This window comes from Paenibacillus sp. FSL L8-0470 (assembly GCF_038008625.1).
Classification (GTDB): domain Bacteria; phylum Bacillota; class Bacilli; order Paenibacillales; family Paenibacillaceae; genus Paenibacillus_AQ.
The window spans coordinates 6,737,384-6,754,982 of sequence record NZ_JBBOZM010000001.1; the positions used below are offsets into that span (position 1 = coordinate 6,737,384).

13 protein-coding genes are annotated in these 17,599 nt (G+C 52.3%); 3 read left to right on the forward strand and 10 right to left on the reverse strand.

The window, feature by feature from the left end:
* Positions 1 to 179: 179 nt before the first annotated feature.
* The 5 genes from NST99_RS30780 to NST99_RS30800 form a co-directional block, all read right to left on the reverse strand.
* Complete coding sequence (locus NST99_RS30780) at positions 180 to 3,185, reverse strand: efflux RND transporter permease subunit (protein WP_341096719.1); 3,006 nt, start codon at positions 3,183 to 3,185, stop codon at positions 180 to 182.
* 362 nt (positions 3,186 to 3,547) lie between these two features.
* On the reverse strand, positions 3,548 to 3,871 hold the full coding sequence (locus NST99_RS30785) for an L-rhamnose mutarotase (protein ID WP_341096720.1): 324 nt from the start codon (positions 3,869 to 3,871) through the stop codon (positions 3,548 to 3,550).
* 298 nt (positions 3,872 to 4,169) lie between these two features.
* Positions 4,170 to 5,333 (reverse strand): ABC transporter permease, encoded by a 1,164-nt coding sequence (locus NST99_RS30790; protein WP_341096721.1) that lies wholly within the window; start codon positions 5,331 to 5,333, stop codon positions 4,170 to 4,172.
* Complete coding sequence (locus NST99_RS30795) at positions 5,326 to 6,489, reverse strand: ABC transporter permease (RefSeq protein ID WP_341096723.1); 1,164 nt, start codon at positions 6,487 to 6,489, stop codon at positions 5,326 to 5,328. Before NST99_RS30795 ends, NST99_RS30790 begins: the two co-directional genes overlap by 8 nt.
* A gap of 17 nt (positions 6,490 to 6,506) precedes the next feature.
* The gene (locus NST99_RS30800) at positions 6,507 to 7,442 is read right to left on the reverse strand and encodes an ABC transporter ATP-binding protein (RefSeq protein WP_341096725.1); all 936 of its coding nucleotides are present in this window, start codon (positions 7,440 to 7,442) and stop codon (positions 6,507 to 6,509) included.
* A gap of 194 nt (positions 7,443 to 7,636) precedes the next feature.
* Here NST99_RS30800 and NST99_RS30805 point away from each other — a divergent pair, with 194 nt between their 5' ends.
* Positions 7,637 to 8,791, forward strand: coding sequence for a sensor histidine kinase (locus NST99_RS30805; protein ID WP_341096727.1), 1,155 nt, complete (start codon positions 7,637 to 7,639; stop codon positions 8,789 to 8,791).
* 64 nt (positions 8,792 to 8,855) lie between these two features.
* Positions 8,856 to 9,512, forward strand: a complete 657-nt coding sequence (locus NST99_RS30810) for a response regulator transcription factor (protein ID WP_341096728.1) — start codon at positions 8,856 to 8,858, stop codon at positions 9,510 to 9,512.
* A 211-nt stretch (positions 9,513 to 9,723) separates the two neighbouring features.
* Here NST99_RS30810 and NST99_RS30815 read toward each other — a convergent pair whose 3' ends face one another.
* From NST99_RS30815 to ftsE, 5 genes are all read right to left on the reverse strand, one after another.
* Positions 9,724 to 11,034, reverse strand: a complete 1,311-nt coding sequence (locus NST99_RS30815) for a PDZ domain-containing protein (protein WP_341097801.1) — start codon at positions 11,032 to 11,034, stop codon at positions 9,724 to 9,726.
* Positions 11,035 to 11,145: 111 nt separating this feature from the next.
* Positions 11,146 to 12,615, reverse strand: a complete 1,470-nt coding sequence (locus NST99_RS30820; protein ID WP_341096730.1) for a S41 family peptidase — start codon at positions 12,613 to 12,615, stop codon at positions 11,146 to 11,148.
* A 119-nt stretch (positions 12,616 to 12,734) separates the two neighbouring features.
* Entirely contained in the window at positions 12,735 to 14,048 is a 1,314-nt protein-coding gene (locus tag NST99_RS30825) for a murein hydrolase activator EnvC family protein (RefSeq protein ID WP_341096732.1), read from the reverse strand.
* 68 nt (positions 14,049 to 14,116) lie between these two features.
* Positions 14,117 to 15,031, reverse strand: coding sequence for a permease-like cell division protein FtsX (gene ftsX, locus NST99_RS30830; RefSeq protein WP_341096733.1), 915 nt, complete (start codon positions 15,029 to 15,031; stop codon positions 14,117 to 14,119).
* Positions 15,021 to 15,707: a cell division ATP-binding protein FtsE gene (gene ftsE, locus NST99_RS30835; RefSeq protein ID WP_038600957.1), complete on the reverse strand. Its 687-nt coding sequence runs from the start codon at positions 15,705 to 15,707 to the stop codon at positions 15,021 to 15,023. Before ftsE ends, ftsX begins: the two co-directional genes overlap by 11 nt.
* Before the next feature lie 299 nt (positions 15,708 to 16,006).
* On the opposite strand from ftsE, the gene NST99_RS30840 reads away from it, so the two are divergent.
* A complete protein-coding gene (locus NST99_RS30840) occupies positions 16,007 to 17,443 on the forward strand; it encodes a VanW family protein (RefSeq protein ID WP_341096735.1) in 1,437 nt (478 codons plus the stop codon).
* The last annotated feature ends 156 nt before the right edge of the window (positions 17,444 to 17,599 follow it).

A 17,599-nucleotide genomic window follows, 5' to 3' on the forward strand; every position in this document is an offset into this window, starting at 1 on the left:
TTATTTTACATAATTCAGTAGGGGATTTTGTTTTTATATGTATATTATTGATTGTAAATATTTTATAAGGATAAATGAAAAAGCCTTAGCTCATGAACTCCACATTCCGTAATGGAAGTGTCGAACACAAGCTAAGACCTTAATTGTCACTGATACAAGCCTTCCCTGCCTTGTTCGGCCTATGCTGCAACCGCAGCTTTTGCCGCCTTTTTACGTTCCTTGGCGGATTTGCGGAAGTACAGCAGCTCGTAGATGGCCGGCACGACCAGCAGCGTCAGCAGAGTGGCTGCGGTTAATCCGCCGATTACTACGATGGCCAGACTCTGCGAGACAATGCTGCCCTGCTCGGAATGTCCGAAGAGCAGCGGTAACATGGCGCAGACAGTGGCAATCGCCGTCATTAGAATCGGGCGCATCCGTGTGCCGGTTGCTTCGAGAATGGACTCGCGGATCGACATATGCGCTTCATTCTGCTTGATGCGGTCGATCAGCACCACCGCATTGGTGACCACGATGCCAATCAGCATCAATGCGCCGAACAACGCGGTGAAGTCGGGCGTTACCCCGGATATGATCAGGGCTACAATTGCTCCGATGGCTGCAAGCGGCAACGAGAACATAATTGCCAGTGGTGCACGCAGCGTCTTAAAGGTGAGCACCATAATCAGGTACACCAGGCCGATTGAGATCAGCGCCGTCATTCCAAGGTCACCGAAGTCCCCGGCCTGGTCTGCCGATGCTCCGCCTGCGAACAGAGTTACACCGTCCGGCAGCGTTATGCCGTCTGTCTGCTTTTTAATATCGGCACCGATGGCTGATACCTTCTTCGGATCCACTTCTGCGGTAATCCGTACATAAGGTTTGCCGTCCTTATGGTACAGCATGGCCGGCTGATCCGTGACCTCAAGGGCTGCCACTTGCGACAATGGCTGCGGACCAGCGGCGGTCATGATGGTTATATTCTTCAGGTCTTCCTGTGATTCCGCCTGAATGACAGGTTCAAGGATAACGCCGGCAGGAGAACCGTCCAGTTGGATCTGTCCCAGCGGAACCGGATTGAGCATCGCCCCCAGCTGCATGGAGATTTCCTGGGCGTTAGCTTCAGCAGGATTCACCTTGAAGGCAAATACCGGCTTGGTATCCTCCATGTTGCTGCTGACCTTTTGCACACCTTCTATACTCTTCACCTTGGCGGCGACCTCTTCAGCAATTGTATTGATAGCTGCGACATCATTGCCGACAATATCGACATATTCACTGGTGGAGCTTGAGCCCATCATGCTGGCTTCATTTGCGGTCAGCGTTGCCCCCGTATAGGAAGCCTGAAGACTGCGGACTTGATCCAAAAATACCTGTGCATCTGTTCCTTCTTTGATCATTACTGTATAATCCACCTGGGTCAGCGAGGTAACACTGCCCCATTTCGCCGAATCGGCACTGTTCCCGGATTGCATGATGACCGTCTGGGCCTGCGGCTGGTTCATCAGCTCCTGCTCCAGCAGCTTGCCATTCTTCAACACCTCCGAAACCGGAACATCATTCGGATATACCAGTTGAACGGAGACATTGCTGGCATCGCTAGCATCCAGAGCGGCCTTCGGCATGGCAATATAAGCGCCAATAGAGCCGACTAACAGCACCAGACCCAGGCTCAGCGTGAGCCATTTGCGCTGCAGATTCCAATCGAGAAAACGGGTGAACCATCCGGCGGGCTCATGTTCCTTCAGGGAAGAGCCGCGCAGCAGCCAGGAGCTTAGCAGCGGAACGACGGTCAGTGCCACAACAAGCGAAGTCAGCAAGGAGTAAGTTACCGTCAAGGCAAACGGAAGCAAGAAAGCTTGCAGTCCGCCGCGCAGCAGCCCCATCGGCAGAAATACCGCCACCGTAGCAAGCGTTGAGCTGGTTATGGCTCTGGCCACCTCGCGGGTTGCGCTGATCACCATATCACGGGACAAGGGTTCCTTCTGCATACGCCGGTAAATATTCTCAATGACCACGATGCTGTCATCCACCAGCCGTCCGACAGCAACGGCAACCCCGCCTAAGGTAACAATGTTCAGGGTAATTCCCGACACCTTAAGCAGGTAAAGGGTAACCGCCAGGGACAGCGGAATGGATATCGCCGTGATCAGCGTAGCCCGGATGTTGCGCAGGAACAGCAGGATTACGATTGTGGCAAACAACGCACCGAGCAGGACTTCACGCATCATGCTGTTGACGGAGGTGACCACCATATCAGAGGTGCTGAAAATGACGGAGGCCTCGGCATTTTTAATTCTGTCATTGATATCGTCTGCAGCGCTGCGCACCTTATCGCCTACATCCACTGCATTGGCATTTGCTTCCTTGGTAATTACGACGAACAGCACATCTTTACCATTGGAGCGGCTGACGCTCTCCTGGTCTATCTTGGCCTCAATAGCGGCAATATCCTGCAGCTTTGCTCCAGCCCCGACCGGCAGCTGCTTCAAGGTATCTATACTGTCGATCGAAGAGATTACATTCACATTCCCCGTCTGGCCGCCGATCGTCTGCTCGCCGATGGAGGCGGAAACATTGCGCCCCTGAAGCAGCCCCAATACCTGCGCAGTGGGTACCCCTTTTGCCGCCATCGCCTTCGGATCAAGCTTCACTCTAACTTGAGGAGCTGTCTTGCCATACAAAGCTACGCTGGCTACCCCTTCGATCTTCTGCAGCTCAGGGATGATGGTATTCTCGGCAATCTCAAGGTTATTCTTGGTGAGCCCATCATCGAACGACAGCGTAAGCTGGGAGACAGGAATCATTGAGGTGTTCAGCTGAATGATGAACGGGTCCATCACACCTTCGGGAAACTGCAGTGTACCCACAGCTTTCTCGACTTCCTGCGCCGCCTCCTTCATATCAGACTTGCCGTCAAAATATATGTCTACCTTGGCATATCCGTCTCCGGAGGTAGACATTTGTTCGGTCTTGCCCTTCACCTGAGAGGTCGCCGCCTCAATCGGCTTGGTAACCGAGGTTTCCATCGAATGCGCATCCTGACCGGGTCCAAGCACTGTAACCGTGATCTGTGGATTATCGGCCTCCGGCATGAATTCCATCGGCAGCGAGGTGTAGCTCATTATCCCCACCACCAGTGCCATGACAACTAGAAGACCTACAGCCCCCTTATTGCCAAACGACCATTTCGTTAACCATGTCATTCTTTTTTCCCCTTCCACTCCATTATTGATTGCTCTCTTTAAGACTGATCCCTTATGTATCAAGCATTGCTTTCCTGCTTTAGTGTAGTAGCTTTTGACCGAAGTCAAAACCGCCCAACGAAGGGTTTCGCGCTCAGTCCCGAGGCGGACGTGACCCCATTCCCGGGATGGAGCCCCTCCAAATAAGCCAAAGCCTGGCCGAAGCAGCACAATATAAACCTAAAATAATCCACTCGTTCTGCCTCAAACCGCCAGTACAATCTTTCGATAAAAAAAAACAAAAAGAAGCCCATATGGACAGGCTTCTTCAAATTCAAACAAATGTTCGGTTGATCAACAAATTGTTTATATGAGCAACCGTACTATTTCAAATAAAATACCTCGCGGAGCGGTTCCATCGGTGTTGCTTCGTTAAAATCAAAGGAGCCCTCAACCATTTTAGAGGTAATGGCGTTCCACCGGTTGCAGGCATCGCTCTGGGCAATGTAGGCAAAAGCCGCCTCTTTGTCTTCACATTCGAAGCAGTAGAAGAACTGATTACCGTTCTGAAAGATCGAATAATTGCTGATTCCTGCTTTGCTGTGCTCCTCAAGGATTTCCGGCCAAGGGTTCAGGTGCATCTGCACATATTCCTCCAGGTCCTCTTCCTTCACCTTCCAGGTCCAAGCCAACTTGTTACTGCTCATCTTCCCGACCTCCTAAATGTTTTGTTAGCATTACTTCGTTGAATCCACTTCGTACAAAACTCACTTGGAAAGCATACACTTAAGTTTTGTTAGCATTACTTCATTGAGTGAACTACGGATAAAACATGCTTCGCAATATTTAATGATACCGCTTCCATCATAACTTTAGCAACTCTTTTTATGGGGAATATTGGGTAATCAAAGGATTATTTAGAACGAAGAGCCTTTATCCCCCGCCAGCAGCAGTCCTCTTCTGCTGCTGTGAGAAATAAAGGCTTTGTGTTACAGTTCATTCTTCCTACGCTTTGATTCCCGCTTCATTAGGGCGAAGAATCGCGGAGCCGATGGCCAGCAGAATAACGGCCATCAGGCCCAGAATGGCAAAGGGCAGCCATAGCTCATCCCAGCCTCCACCGGCTGCGGCAATGTCCACCGCTTGAATCGCCCATTTCTGCGGCATGAAATTAGCCGCCTTCTGCATGTAATCCGGCATGATGGACAGCGGCCAGAAGCAGCCGCCCAGCATGCAGGTCGGTGTAAGGATCAGCGAATTCAGCGTCCCGGTATTGTTCGGATTGCGGATCAGACCTGCCACCGTCCCGGCGATTCCCATGGATACGAGCATGAATGCAGCGAGGACCAGAAAGTACAAATACATCGGCACCTCATAGTCATAACGGAGCACCCACTTACCCAGCGATAGCACAACAGCGATCTGGATCAGTCCTACCATAGAGCTGCCGAGGAAATTGCCGAGCGCAATTTCATAGGAGCGTACCGGTGCGCTGAACATCCGCATCATTGTCCGCCCCCTGCGGTCTGCCATAATCAGCGACACGCTGCTGGTCACGAGGCTCATCAGAAACATCAGTGTCATACCTGTAATAACACCCAGTGTCTGCCGCGGGTACAGATTATAATCGGTTCGGATACTGCCTACATTATGCTCTTCCGCCTGCTTCAGAATCGCGGTGAATCTCTCCTCCGAATCCGTACTCCCGGTTGCAGAAGCCTTTCTCACCGTAGCTGCGGTTGACAGCATTTCTACAGCGATAGCATCGGTTTTCATCTTGATTAGTATAGAATCCTCTGTCGTCTTCAGCTCATATACGGTAAGCTGCTGCGCTTTCCCCTGCAGAATTCCCGAGGTAAAGCCCTCCGGAATCCACAATCCGGCCGCACCGTCCTGCGAGGTGACACCTTCCTTCAAATCAGCCTCATCGCTGCGCTCGATAAGCTTGTAATCCCCGCTATTCTCCAGTTCAACAATCAGATGATTCCCGGCTGCTCCAGTATCCTTGTTGGTATACAGCAGAACCGCCTTGCTATCTTCCATGCCGCCGGTAACGGAGACAATACCAGCTACCACTAGAGAGGGTAACAGGATATACAGCAGCAGCCCTTTGCGGGAACCTATCGTTCGCTTGACCATATTCCAGCCAATCGTAAATATGTTATTCATGGTATCCCACCTTCCGGTATGAGAGAATTGCCGCACAGAACAAAATCAGGCAGATCAGCAGCATCATCCATAAATTAGGCAGAATCTGCTCTAGATCTGAGTGCAGCATCATTCGGATTACGGCTTGCAGCGTCCAATGATTTAGCGTAAACGCTCCAATACTGTTCACCCACGAATCAGGAAGCGGAGCCATGCCGCCGCTAAGAAAGGTCATCCCTACTGTAATGACATTGATGATACTCGTGGCTTCCGTCTCTTTTTTGCTGAACATGCACGCAATTACAGAAAAGGTCAGGGAAGCGAGGATCATCAGCAGGCAGAACAGCGCCAGCAGACCCGGACGATTGCCCCAATACACACCGAACAGCCAATGAGACAACAGAATGATGGCCGCACATTGAAGCATGGTGACAATCGCAATGCCCAGCATTTTTCCTATAAACAAATCCGACCCTTTAACCGGCATGGAGTTGATTCTATAAAGCGTGTGATTGTCCTTCTCGCTGAACAGCGAATGAGTCACCGTAAGGCCGCTATACAGCAGAAACATCAACAGCATTGAGGCTGCATAAAATTGCGAGGCTGTGTAAGTTCTTCCTCCATTACTCAAATCGCCAAGTTTTACGGCTGTCCCTTCTTGGTGGGAATCAGCTCCGGCGCCAACAGCTTCCGGTCCTAGGGTCATGGCTGCGGCCTGCTTGTAATTCATGATGCTGAGAAAATTGTCAAAGGCTGTTCCAGCAACGGTGTTATCCATCCGGTCATTACCAAGAATGAACTCCAGTTCAGCCTTTCCCCCGCTCTGTACTCCACTGTCAAATTCTTTCGGCACAATCACCGCATAGCCGTAGATCCCGGACCGCAGCCCGCTCTCTGCTTCCTGCCTGGTTTTGGCCTCTTGGGGAATAATATAATCCTTAACTTGGGCTGAATCCAGAAAAGTCTTGATCATCTTGGAGCTTCCTGTCCCCCCGGCATTCACTACAGCTACCTTCACCGGGTCGATAGTTTCAGCCTCTTTGTCTCCTACTACCCCGGAGAGCGACGCGCCAAGCAGGAAGATCAGCACCAGCGGCAGCAGGAACAAAGTCATCAGCACCCACCGTGAACGGGTCAGCCTGCGCAGTTCGTACACCGCAATTATCAAAATGTTCATTTCAGGTTCCCCCTCCTTTAATCGCGCAAGGTCCGTCCGGTCAGGCTCAGAAACAGCGTCTCCAGATCCGGCTCTTCGATATGCAGGGAGACAATGACCCCCTCATGCTTGGAAAAGATAAACAAAATGTCCTGAAGCTCGCTCTGTGAGGATGGAAGGTACAGCTCCACCGCCTGCTCCACTTCCTTGACGCGGTTAATCCTCGGGTGAAGACTAAGCTCTTTAATCAGGGCAGCCGAGATATTGACAGCCTTGATGACAATTTTTTCTTCATGGGCAACCTTCTCCCGCAGTTCTTTCTCTGTGCCGCAGGCAATAACATGACCTTTATCCATGATTGCTACACGGTCGCAAATCGCTTCGACTTCCTCCATGTAATGGCTGGTGTAAATGATGGTCGACCCCAGCTTGTTCAGCGTCTTGACCGACTCGAGGATATGATTCCGCGATTGGGGATCAATACCTACCGTAGGCTCATCCATAATGATCAGCTTCGGGCGGTGCATAATCGCGCAGGCAATGTTCAGCCGCCGTTTCATTCCCCCGGAGAAGGTGGCCGGTTTATCCTTCGTCCGGTCGCTTAGTCCGGTGAATTCCAGCGCCTCTTCCACCCGTTCTTTCAGCAGCTTGCCGCGCAGGCCATACAGCTTGCCAAAAAATCTCACATTTTCCTCAGCCGTCATCGTTTCATACAAGGCCAGTTCCTGCGGAACCAGACCTATTCTTTTTTTCACCTCTAGCGGAGCTGCTGCCACCGACAGCCCGTCGATGATAATCTCGCCGCCGTCAGGCTTCAGCAAGCCGCAAATCATACTGATGGTTGTGCTTTTCCCGGCGCCGTTTGGGCCGAGCAAACCGAAAATTTCGCCTTCCTCGATGCTCAGATTCACATGATCTACCGTTAATTTCTGGTCGTACCGTTTCACTACATTACTGAGTACCGCAAGTGTCATCTCTTCATCTCCCCTGTTCCTCAATCTCTATGCTCTTATTGTAACGCGCCAACAACATCACCGAAGGTACGAAAGGTCATCTTCTGGGGTGACTAAAGTCATCTCCTGAAATGGCCGGGGAATATGCTAAGATGAACATAAGAACAAATAGAATGATAGATTCGGGCATTCCATTGAAAAAAGGATGACTTCTATTGATTAGAGAACTGAACTCTTTGCGTTGCGGCCTCATTCTGCTCCCTGCGGTGATCACTATATATGTCTACGACTATGCCGACTATGAATTATTCACCCTGCATTTCCTGCTGCTGCTGCTTGTGGTGACGCTTGAGTACCGGCTGCCGAAATCACTGCCGCTGCTGTCCTGCATAGAACTGCTCTTCACGGCCTGGCTATGCCGCCAGTACGGTACGCTGATGATATTCCCGGCCATCTCGGCGCTGCTGCATTATTCACGGCAACAGTCAAAGGCGGTATCTGTCGTGTTCACCTACGTTCATCTGGCTGTCCTGAATATCGCCTTCAGTCAATCAACACCTGCCGAATGGGGAGTGATGAATCTTACCTTCCTGCTGGCTGTTTTTCTCAATGTACTGCTCCTGCGGACCGGCCGCGGCCGCGAGGAAACGCAGTTTCTCTATGATGAGCTGCGCCGCAAGCATTTTGAGCTGGAAGAAGCCCGTAGCCGGCTGCTGCAGTTCACCTCTCAGGTAGAGAATGCCGCACAATCGGAGGAACGGGTACGGATTTCCCGCCAGCTTCATGATGATATCGGCCACAGGCTGATCCGGGTCAAAATGATGGTTGAAGCTGCCATTCATACCTTGCCGGCTGCTCCTGAATCCGGAATGAAGATGATGGACCAGATCCGCGATCAGCTCGCGGCAAGCATGGACGATATGCGAGCTGCCGTAAGACGGATTAATGTTGCGCCACAGCTTGAAGGGGCTTATGCCCTGGACCGCCTGCTGGAAGAAACCGGGCGGGATACAGGGATTGAAACCACGTATTCCATACATGGGTATCCTTATCCGCTGTATCCAAGTACCCAGGTCGTACTTTATAGAAATGCCCAGGAGGCCATCACAAACGCCCTAAGGCACGGAAAAGCAGCGGCAGTATGGATCACACTGTCCTATAGTGAGCAAGAGGTTGTGATGGAGGTTGGCAACAACGGCAAAGTGCCCGAAGGCGACCAGCTGCGAAGAATGCAGGGCAGCGGCGGCATGGGCCTGAAAGGCATGACCGAGCGGACAAACCTGATCGGCGGAACACTGGAGCTGCGTACGGAGCCGCAATTCACCGCAATTACCCGTCTGCCGGTTTATAGGCAGGCGGAGATTAGGTAACGTTGCATGAAGAACCGTAGGTGCAGCAAGTGATCATAAATTAGAGATAAGGAGTTTTCCCGCTATGATTAATGTAGTAATTGTTGACGATGACTCTTTTATCCGTGAAAGCCTAAAAGTGCTGGTAGGACTGGACCCCGACATTGCGGTTGTTGGTGCAGCAGGCGATGGCAATGAAGTATTAGCCTTGCTGCAGTCGCTGCCGCAAACAGATGTGGTATTAATGGATATCCGAATGCCGAATTGCTCCGGCGTGGAGGGCACCCGTCTCGTCAAGGAGACTTATCCCAATATCTCCGTGCTCATGCTGACCACCTTTGATGATGATGAATATATCATTGAGGCACTCCGTAACGGCGCCAGCGGCTATCTGCTCAAGAACATCCCGCCGGACCGCATCATCCAGGGCATTAAGACGGTGCATGAAGGCAACATGCTGATCCATCCCGACATCGCACGCAAAATGGCCGGCTTTCTGCAGCCCGCCTCACGTACAGTGTCCGCACAGGGCCAGCCGCTGGAATCCTTCGGCTTAACCAAAGCAGAGCTGGCCGTCGTCGCTTCCATTGCCGAAGGTCTTACCAATAAAGAAATTGCCGCCAAGCTGTACTTGAGTGAAGGTACCGTAAAAAACTACATTACCGATATTCTCAGTAAGCTCGGACTGCGTGACCGGACACAGATTGCGATATTCTATTTGAAAAACCAGCAGGAGAAGTGATGGCCAGCCGGAATTACGTTAAAGAGAACGGTTGTGGAACGGGGAAGTAGTTCACGGACAGAAAGGCGCTCCCGGTTTCTCTACGGATTGGAATACATAGATTCACTCAGTTAGAAAAAGGCCTGCCTCCCGCAGTTAGCGGGAATGCAGGCCTTTTATTGGTTTAGTTGATGTGTGTGGATGGAATCCACTTACGAATACTGCAGCAGGATCAGCCTCCGGCGTTTTCCTGTTTGGGTTCAGCACCGGCAGGTTGGGTCCGCTTGAGTCCATCTGCCGGAAGGCTGCGGCGACGGGTTCCGGTCTTCATCCCGATGATGCTGAAGATGCTGGAAGGTTTGGCCTCAGCAGTACGCAATTCATCCGGCTCCGGCACCAAAATCATCCCGAGCTGGTGATGGTCGCCGTCATATATTGCCCGCTGCAGATATTTGCTCTCGCCTTCCCGGTTCTTTACCTCCAGCTTGCAGAACGCCGGGTTCATGCGCAGCGCTTCATGCAGCTGCGCCGCTTCGGTCAACAGGACCCCGTTGACCTTCAGCAGAATCTCGCCCGGCAGGATGCCCATCTCCTGCGCGGGGCTGTCCGGCAGCACGGCAAGCACCTTGCGGCCGGCCGGGGGATGCACGAAGATGGGACTGGTACTGCGCTCCTCCAGAGCGCTGTACCAGCTTAAGCCTTCGTGCAGCAGAACAGCGGCGAGCGCCGCGAGCACGGTCAGCGGGCTCCACCAGGCCGCAAGCAGGCTGATGCCCAGCAGGACGATGCTGTATAGCAGCAGCCGTCCTGCCGTGCGGGCCGCCTTGCGCCCGGGCAGCATGCTCTGGGTCATCTCGCTGAAGCCGATGATCACCGGCAGCGAGACCAGCCCAAGGCCGCCGCCCAGCAGCGGCTGCCAGGGCAGGTCGCCGATTCCCGTGCCTGAGGGAATCAGCAGGAACAACGGCAGCGGCCAGAAGGCTTGCAGCTGATAGCCGCCGACGACCTTGCCGCGCTTCCCTGCCAGGAAGAGCGGGGTTGCCAGGCGCGCGCCCTGCCAGCGCGCCAGCAGCGCCTCCGCGAGATGAAGCAACGCGGCCAGCACCAGCAGCGCCGGGATATCCATATCCCGCAGCGCCGTGGCGAAGGTGCTTACGCCTCCGCTCTGCAGGCTATCCGGGAAGAAAGAAAGCACAAATTGCGCAACTCCCAGCAAGCCTATGGAATAGGCGAAGCATAAAAAACGCACACGGAACAACATCAATACCAGACTGACCACCCAGATGAGAGCTACCGCAGCCCCGGGCAGTGAAATGCCCAGGGCGATCGCGGCAAGCGAGACAAGCAGCCCCATGACCAGCCCGCTCCAGATCGTCCGCCATGTTTCCTTCCCCCAGCTATGCTGCTTCACATGAATCAGCTTCCGCTCCAGTGCAACCTGCCTGCGGTAATACAGTGCTATAAATATTAGTGCGATATAGTAGTAAGGCTGAAGAAGCAGATGTATGACCGCATTCCCCCAGCTTGTAAGCAGTTCCGTCATCACATTCAATGCGTTCGTCACACTCCTTATCTCCCTGGCTTGACTCCTATTGCAGTGTAATCCACTATCGTCTACCCGTCATAGAAAAAAAGAAGGCTAAATTCAGCCTTCTTACTTTTTCGACGCTGTTGCCTTGATTTCCTTCTGAATCTCTTCGATTGCCTTGTTCCGCTGGTTATCATTGACCGGGTCCTGAATAACCTTGATCAGCGCCAGCTCCATAGCTTCTGCAGTCTTGGCGTCAATGACACCCGTCGCTTTCAGCTTTGCCGTGCTTTGGAATTTCTTGACTGCTTCCTTCGTGCCTGCGTCAAAATATCCATCCTTGCGGCCCGGCTTGTAGCCCAGACCCTCCAGCATCGTCTGTGCGCTTTTCACATCGGAACTGTTCATATTGAATTGCAGTGTGGCACTTTTGTTAATAGGTGCCACCGAGAAGTAATCAGGCTGGGCTACGGCGATATCCGGCTTAATTCCCTTGCCGTGAATCCATGTGCCATCCGGCGTCAGCCACTTGGCAATGGTAATCTTGAGCAGACTGCCATCGCCAAGCTCCTTTTCAAAACTGGTCTGCACCGTGCCCTTGCCGAATGAATTCTCACCGATCAGCTTAGCCCCGGCCGATTGCTGCAATGCCCCGGCAAGAATCTCCGATGCGCTTGCGCTGCCTTTGTTCATCAGCACGACTACCGGGTATTTCTTGCTTGAGCCCTTTGAGGTACTGACCTCGCGCGTTTTGTCCTTATTCTCGACCTGGACAATCGTTTTGCCGGACGGTACGAACTGCTCTGCCATCTCAATGACTCTTTGCAGCACACCCCCGGGATCGTTGCGGACATCAAGGACAAGTCCCTTCATGCCCTGCTTCTCCAGATTAGCCAGCTCTGTCTTGAAGCGTTCGGCGGTATTCATGGAGAACTGGGTCACTTCGATAACACCCACCCCGTTCTTCTCCATGGTCGCATACACAGTCTCCAGCTTCACGTCAGCACGGGTAATTACAAATTTCAGCGGCACTGCAGAACCTGCCCGCTGGATTTGCAGCGTGGCTTCGCTGCCTTTCGGGCCGCGTATCTTGGCTACAGCCGCGTTCAGCTCCAACCCCTCCAGCGATTCTCCGTTCACCGACAGGATAACATCCTTGGCCTGAATTCCGGCTTTTTCGGCAGGTGAGCCCTTAATCGGGGACACCACCACGACCTTGCCGTTGTCCAAGGAAACCTCCGCACCGATTCCCGAGAAGGAGCCTTCGATACTCTCCTCGAACTTCTCTGCCGTTTCCTTGCCCATATAGTTGGAATAAGGGTCGCCCAGGGCTTCCATCATACCGTTGACCGCACCATCTATCAGCTTTTCCCGGTCCACAGTCTCGTAATAATTGCCCTCAATCAAACTCAGAGCGGTTCCAAGCTTCTGTGACTCCTTGTCCTCCAGGCCACCGGTCGGCCGCACCGACGCCGCCAGGCCTTCGCCTGCGGCTTGTCCAAATACTTGCACATATCCGGTTACGCCCAAGGTCAGCAGGCTGCCGCACAGCAAGGCGGCGACGATCATAAAGGCCGCTGTGCTTTTCTTTAACATAACGTTCCCACCGTCCCTTCTTGTCCATCTCGTAAAACCCACATTAGTCCGTCCAGGAAAGAACGGTATCTCTCCCAGTATATGCCGTATAACGAATTTATATTTATTAGTGCTAAAAATTAGAGATAAGGCATTGGATTAACCGCTTTTTGATCAATCCGGACTTCAAAATGCAGATGGGGCCCCGTTGAACGCCCTGTCGATCCCGATTCAGCAATCACTTGGCCTCGTTCTACCTTTTCGCCTGCTCTCACTTTAATGCCGCCTTCACGGATATGCCCATACAGTGTCCAGACACCGCCGCCGTGGTCAATAATTACACAGTTTCCGTAACCGCTCCACCATTCTGCAATAATAACGGTGCCGGAATCCGCTGCATGGATGCTTGTTCCCTGCGGAACTGCAAAATCCACACCCGTATGCATTTTACCGACCTCTCCCGTAACCGGATGGGTACGCGGACCAAAAGGAGAAGAAATACGCGCCTGGCCTACCGGCATCAGGAAAGGACCACTGCCTCCAACATATTCCGAAGAACTCGAACTGGAATTCGAATCGGAACTGGAGCTGCTAGCGTTCGCAGCCTCCTTCGCTCTAGCTGCCGCTGCCGCCGCTCTGCGGGCCGCCTCCGCTTTCGCTGCTGCTGCCCTGCGTGCCGCTTCTTCAGCCTTAATCTTATCCTTCTGCACTTCCAAAGCGGAACGTTCACTGGCAAGCTGCACTAGCTTAGCATTCTGCTCTTCACTGATATCATCCGTATCTTGTATTTCCTTGTCATAATAAGCGATAAGTTCCTGTCTCTGCGCTTCCCTTTCCTTAAGCACGCTGCGCTGGGATTCAAGATTCGTGTACAGCTGCTTGGCCTGGGCATATTGCCCTTCAAGCTCCTGCTTCTTCACAATAACGGTCTGCTTGTCCAATTTGTGCTGCACCAGCAAATCCTGATCCTGATCCACAATCATCTTCAGCGAATCGGCCCGGTCGAGAAAATCCGCAAAGCTCTTTGAAGACAGCAGCACATCAAGGTACGATACCGCCCCATCTGTATACATCAGCCGAACGCGAGATTCCAGTAATTTCTCCCGGGAAGCTACACGCGCTTCTGCTTCATCCAGCTCGGCCGCGGTAACATTAAGCGACTCTTCGGTGCTGGCGATTTTGCCGGAGGTGGTCTTCATTTCGCCTTTCACTTGATCTATTTGCTCCAGCACAAGCTGGAGATTAAGCGTTGTCTTGTTCTTATAGTGCTGGGCTTCCTGATTGCGTGATTCCGCTTTTTCCTGTGCAGCCTTGGCCGTCTGCACCTCTTGCTGCAGCTTCTTCAATTGCTTGTCAATTTCAGCGACACTTGTCTTCTTGGCATATCCGTCAGAGGGTCCTACTAAAGTGACAACCAGCAGTGCAGCGGCTAATCCGGCGGCAATCTTCTTCAAATCGCACTCCCCATCCTTTATTCTCAAATATATATCATTTCGAAATTTCAGTAGTATTGAATGAAGACTTATACTTTCAAAAACTTGCGGATCGACACGGTACTTCCCCACACACCAATCAGCACTCCCAGGCCAACCAGCAGCCCGCAGAGCATCAACCAAATATCCTCAAAGGGAACAAGTTTCAGCCCAAGCATCGGATCTCCCTGTACGGAAGACACCAGACTGCTGTAACCAACGTAGAGAGCACCTGAAGTGACCAGTGATCCGATCAGGCCAATAAGCGCACCTTCAATAAAGAACGGCCAGCGGATAAAATAATTCGTCGCACCCACCAGCTTCATAATGCCAATCTCCTTGCGGCGGGCAAGAATGGTCACCCGGATCGTATTGGAGATCAGGAACATCGACATCAGCGCAAGTCCTGCCACAAAAATAAAGCCGATGTTGCGTACTGCACGCGTTACTTTGAACAGCGTCTCTACCGATCCTTTGCCGTAGTTAACTTTAAAGATTGGCTGCTCTTTATGGGTCTTGTTGAGTGCTTCAATCTTTTCGGAGACAAAAGGAACGGTTGTTGGTTCGATAACTTCCACCAGCAGCTTGTCCGGCAGCGGATTATTGTCTACATCAAAACCTTCCAAAAGCTCGGCGGCATCCGGGCCCATATCTTCGCGGAATTCCTTTAGCCCCTGCTCCTTGGAGACGAACTCAACCTTGCTGACTTCCGGCATGCTGCCGATTTCGTTCTCCACCGTTTCACGCATCTTCTGATCCGTATTCAGCGCTAAATGCACATTGATCTGCACCTGGCTGTCCGCCTTGTCTGCTACGGAATTAACATTAAGCACCAGCAATATAAATACGCCTAGGACGAAGAGAGAGACGACAATGGACGTGATGGAAGCCACCGACATCCAACCGTTGCGGAATACGTTTTTGAAGCCTTCCCGCACATGCCGCAAGAAGGTCTTAAAACTCATAACCGTATTCCCCTCTCACCTGGTCTCGAACAATGTTACCGTTCTCTATAGCCAGCACCCGCTTGCGCATTTTGTTGACTATATCTCTGTTGTGGGTAGCCATGACAATGGTTGTGCCGCGAAAATTAATCTCGTCAAGAAGCTGCATAATTCCCCATGAGGTCTCGGGATCCAGATTGCCGGTGGGCTCGTCCGCAATAATAACAGAAGGATTGTTGACGATGGCCCGGGCAATCGCGATCCGCTGCTGCTCCCCGCCCGACAGCTGCGACGGCTCACGGCCCGCTTTGCTGCGGAGACCTACCAGGTCGAGCACTTCATTGACACGCTTCTTAATGATCTTCTTCGGTGCTTCAATAACCTCCATAGCAAAAGCGACATTCTCGTATGCTGTCAGCCTGGGCAGCAGGCGAAAATCCTGAAATACAACGCCGATATTACGGCGGACATAAGGGATCTTGCGCGGCTTAAGCTTACCTATATTAAACCCGCCTACAGATATCTGTCCTTTGGTCGGTGTTTCTTCTCTATAAATTAATTTCATGAACGTTGATTTCCCTGCGCCGGACGGTCCGACGATATAAACAAATTCATTACGATCGATCTTAACGGATACACCTTGAAGGGCATGGGTTCCGTTCGGGTAGGTCTTCCATACGTCCTGCATTTCGATCATCTTATCACTTCCCGATTCTGACATATTGCTCCGGCTCCTGCCTTTCGACAGTAAACAGCGGGAGCTTCCATAAACTGCATTATTATCGCAGGCGTATCTATTGTAACAAATCCGTAACCGATTGAGTACCCGAAAGTTTTGCCGGAGCCGCACATATACATATATAAAAGCGTGATTGTTGTCCCCTGTACATATATATCGGTTGCAGAAACCGTTCTTTAAGCATTGTTACTACATAGCATTGTTACTATGGCCCGCGCCGCTTCAAGCGCCAATCCGCCCCCAGAAGGAGAATTTTCATGAAAAAAATCCATGCTGCGCTTATCGCTCTGACCGGGCTCATCCTTGCCGGTTCTCTTTTCGCCGGAGCGCTTCATTTATATGGGAGCCAAAAAACCATTCCGAAGGACACCCATTTGGCAGGCTGGAACATCGGCGGAATGGACATCGGCGAGGTCCGCAACGGATTAAATGCGCGGCTGGAGGCGCTGGAGGCGGTCCCTCTTATCCTGAAGGCGGAGGGTAATACGGAGTTGACCCTCACGCTGAAGCAAGCGGGAATGACCTACGAAGCGGAACATTTCCTCCGGGGACTGAAGGAGCTGACAGACGGAAAACTCTTGGACCGGGTACGTGCCCGCCGGAGTTTCCCCCGCAGCTGGAGCTTCGGTGCCCATCTGGAGATCAGCCAGCTCCAGAACAGCTTAAGCCCGGCCTGGGAAAGAGAGTCTTTTGGCATTCCCGTTGACGCCACGCGGCGGATTACTGAAGATGACCGGGTAGTCTATACACCAGAGAAGACCTCCTACGAGGTGGATTGGCACGGACTGGAGCTTGCCCTCCAGGCAGCCCTGCCAACCACACTCAGTACCGTAGATTCTTTGCAGGGTAAAGGGATCACTCTTGAAGTGCCGTTGGCCGTCCAGGAACCTGCAGTCACACTTAGGGCTTTGAAAGACCAGGGGATTGAACGGAAAATCACCCAATTCAGCACTTCACTCGGTACAAGCGGACCCGGGCGGTCCTTTAACGTAGAAGCCGCCGCCAAAGCCGTTAACGGCACAATGCTCCCGCCGGGCGCTGTGTTCGATTACGGTAAAGCGATTGAAAAAGCTCAGGTTGAATACGGCTTCCGTGAAGCACCGGTCATTGTGAACGGAAAGCTGCAGCCCGGTACTGGCGGTGGAATCTGCCAGGTCTCCAGCACCCTCTACAACGCAGCACTCCGCTCGGGGCTGGAAATTGTGGAGCGGCGCAATCATTCGCTGCCGGTCAGCTATCTGCCCAAGGGACAGGATGCAACTTTCGCCCAGGGCTACATCAATTTCCGCTTCCGCAACAACACTGGTAAATACTTGATTATTAAAGCTGCGGTACAGGGGCGCACCTTAACTGTAAAGCTGTTCGGAACGTTCCCGAAGAACGTTACCTATGCTGTCCACTCCCAGACCGTGGAGGTGCTGCCGCCAACCGATAAATATGTAGGCGACTCCTCGCTGCCTCCCGGCGGAACACGGGTACTGCATAACGGCAAAACCGGGTATGTGGTTGAGACCTATATTACCCGCTATGAGGACGGCAAGGCCGTAGAGAAAACAAAGCTCTCACGCGATGTGTACCCGGCGCAAAAACGGGTCATCGCCATCAACCGCGGCGGCATGAGCAAATCCACTCTGCCGGAATCGCCCAAAAAACAACTGGTTGAGGATGGCGTACGCAGCAATCAACAGCAGTGAGCCTTCCCTTTACTGGCGGGCATTCCGGAAATTCGAAAAAGACGGTCAGCAGCGGATGCTCTGACCGTCTTTTTGGGCAATATAAGTATAAGTTTCACAAATGTATATATCCATTTTACACTCTGATAATCTACAGCGCCACCGCTGTTAATGATA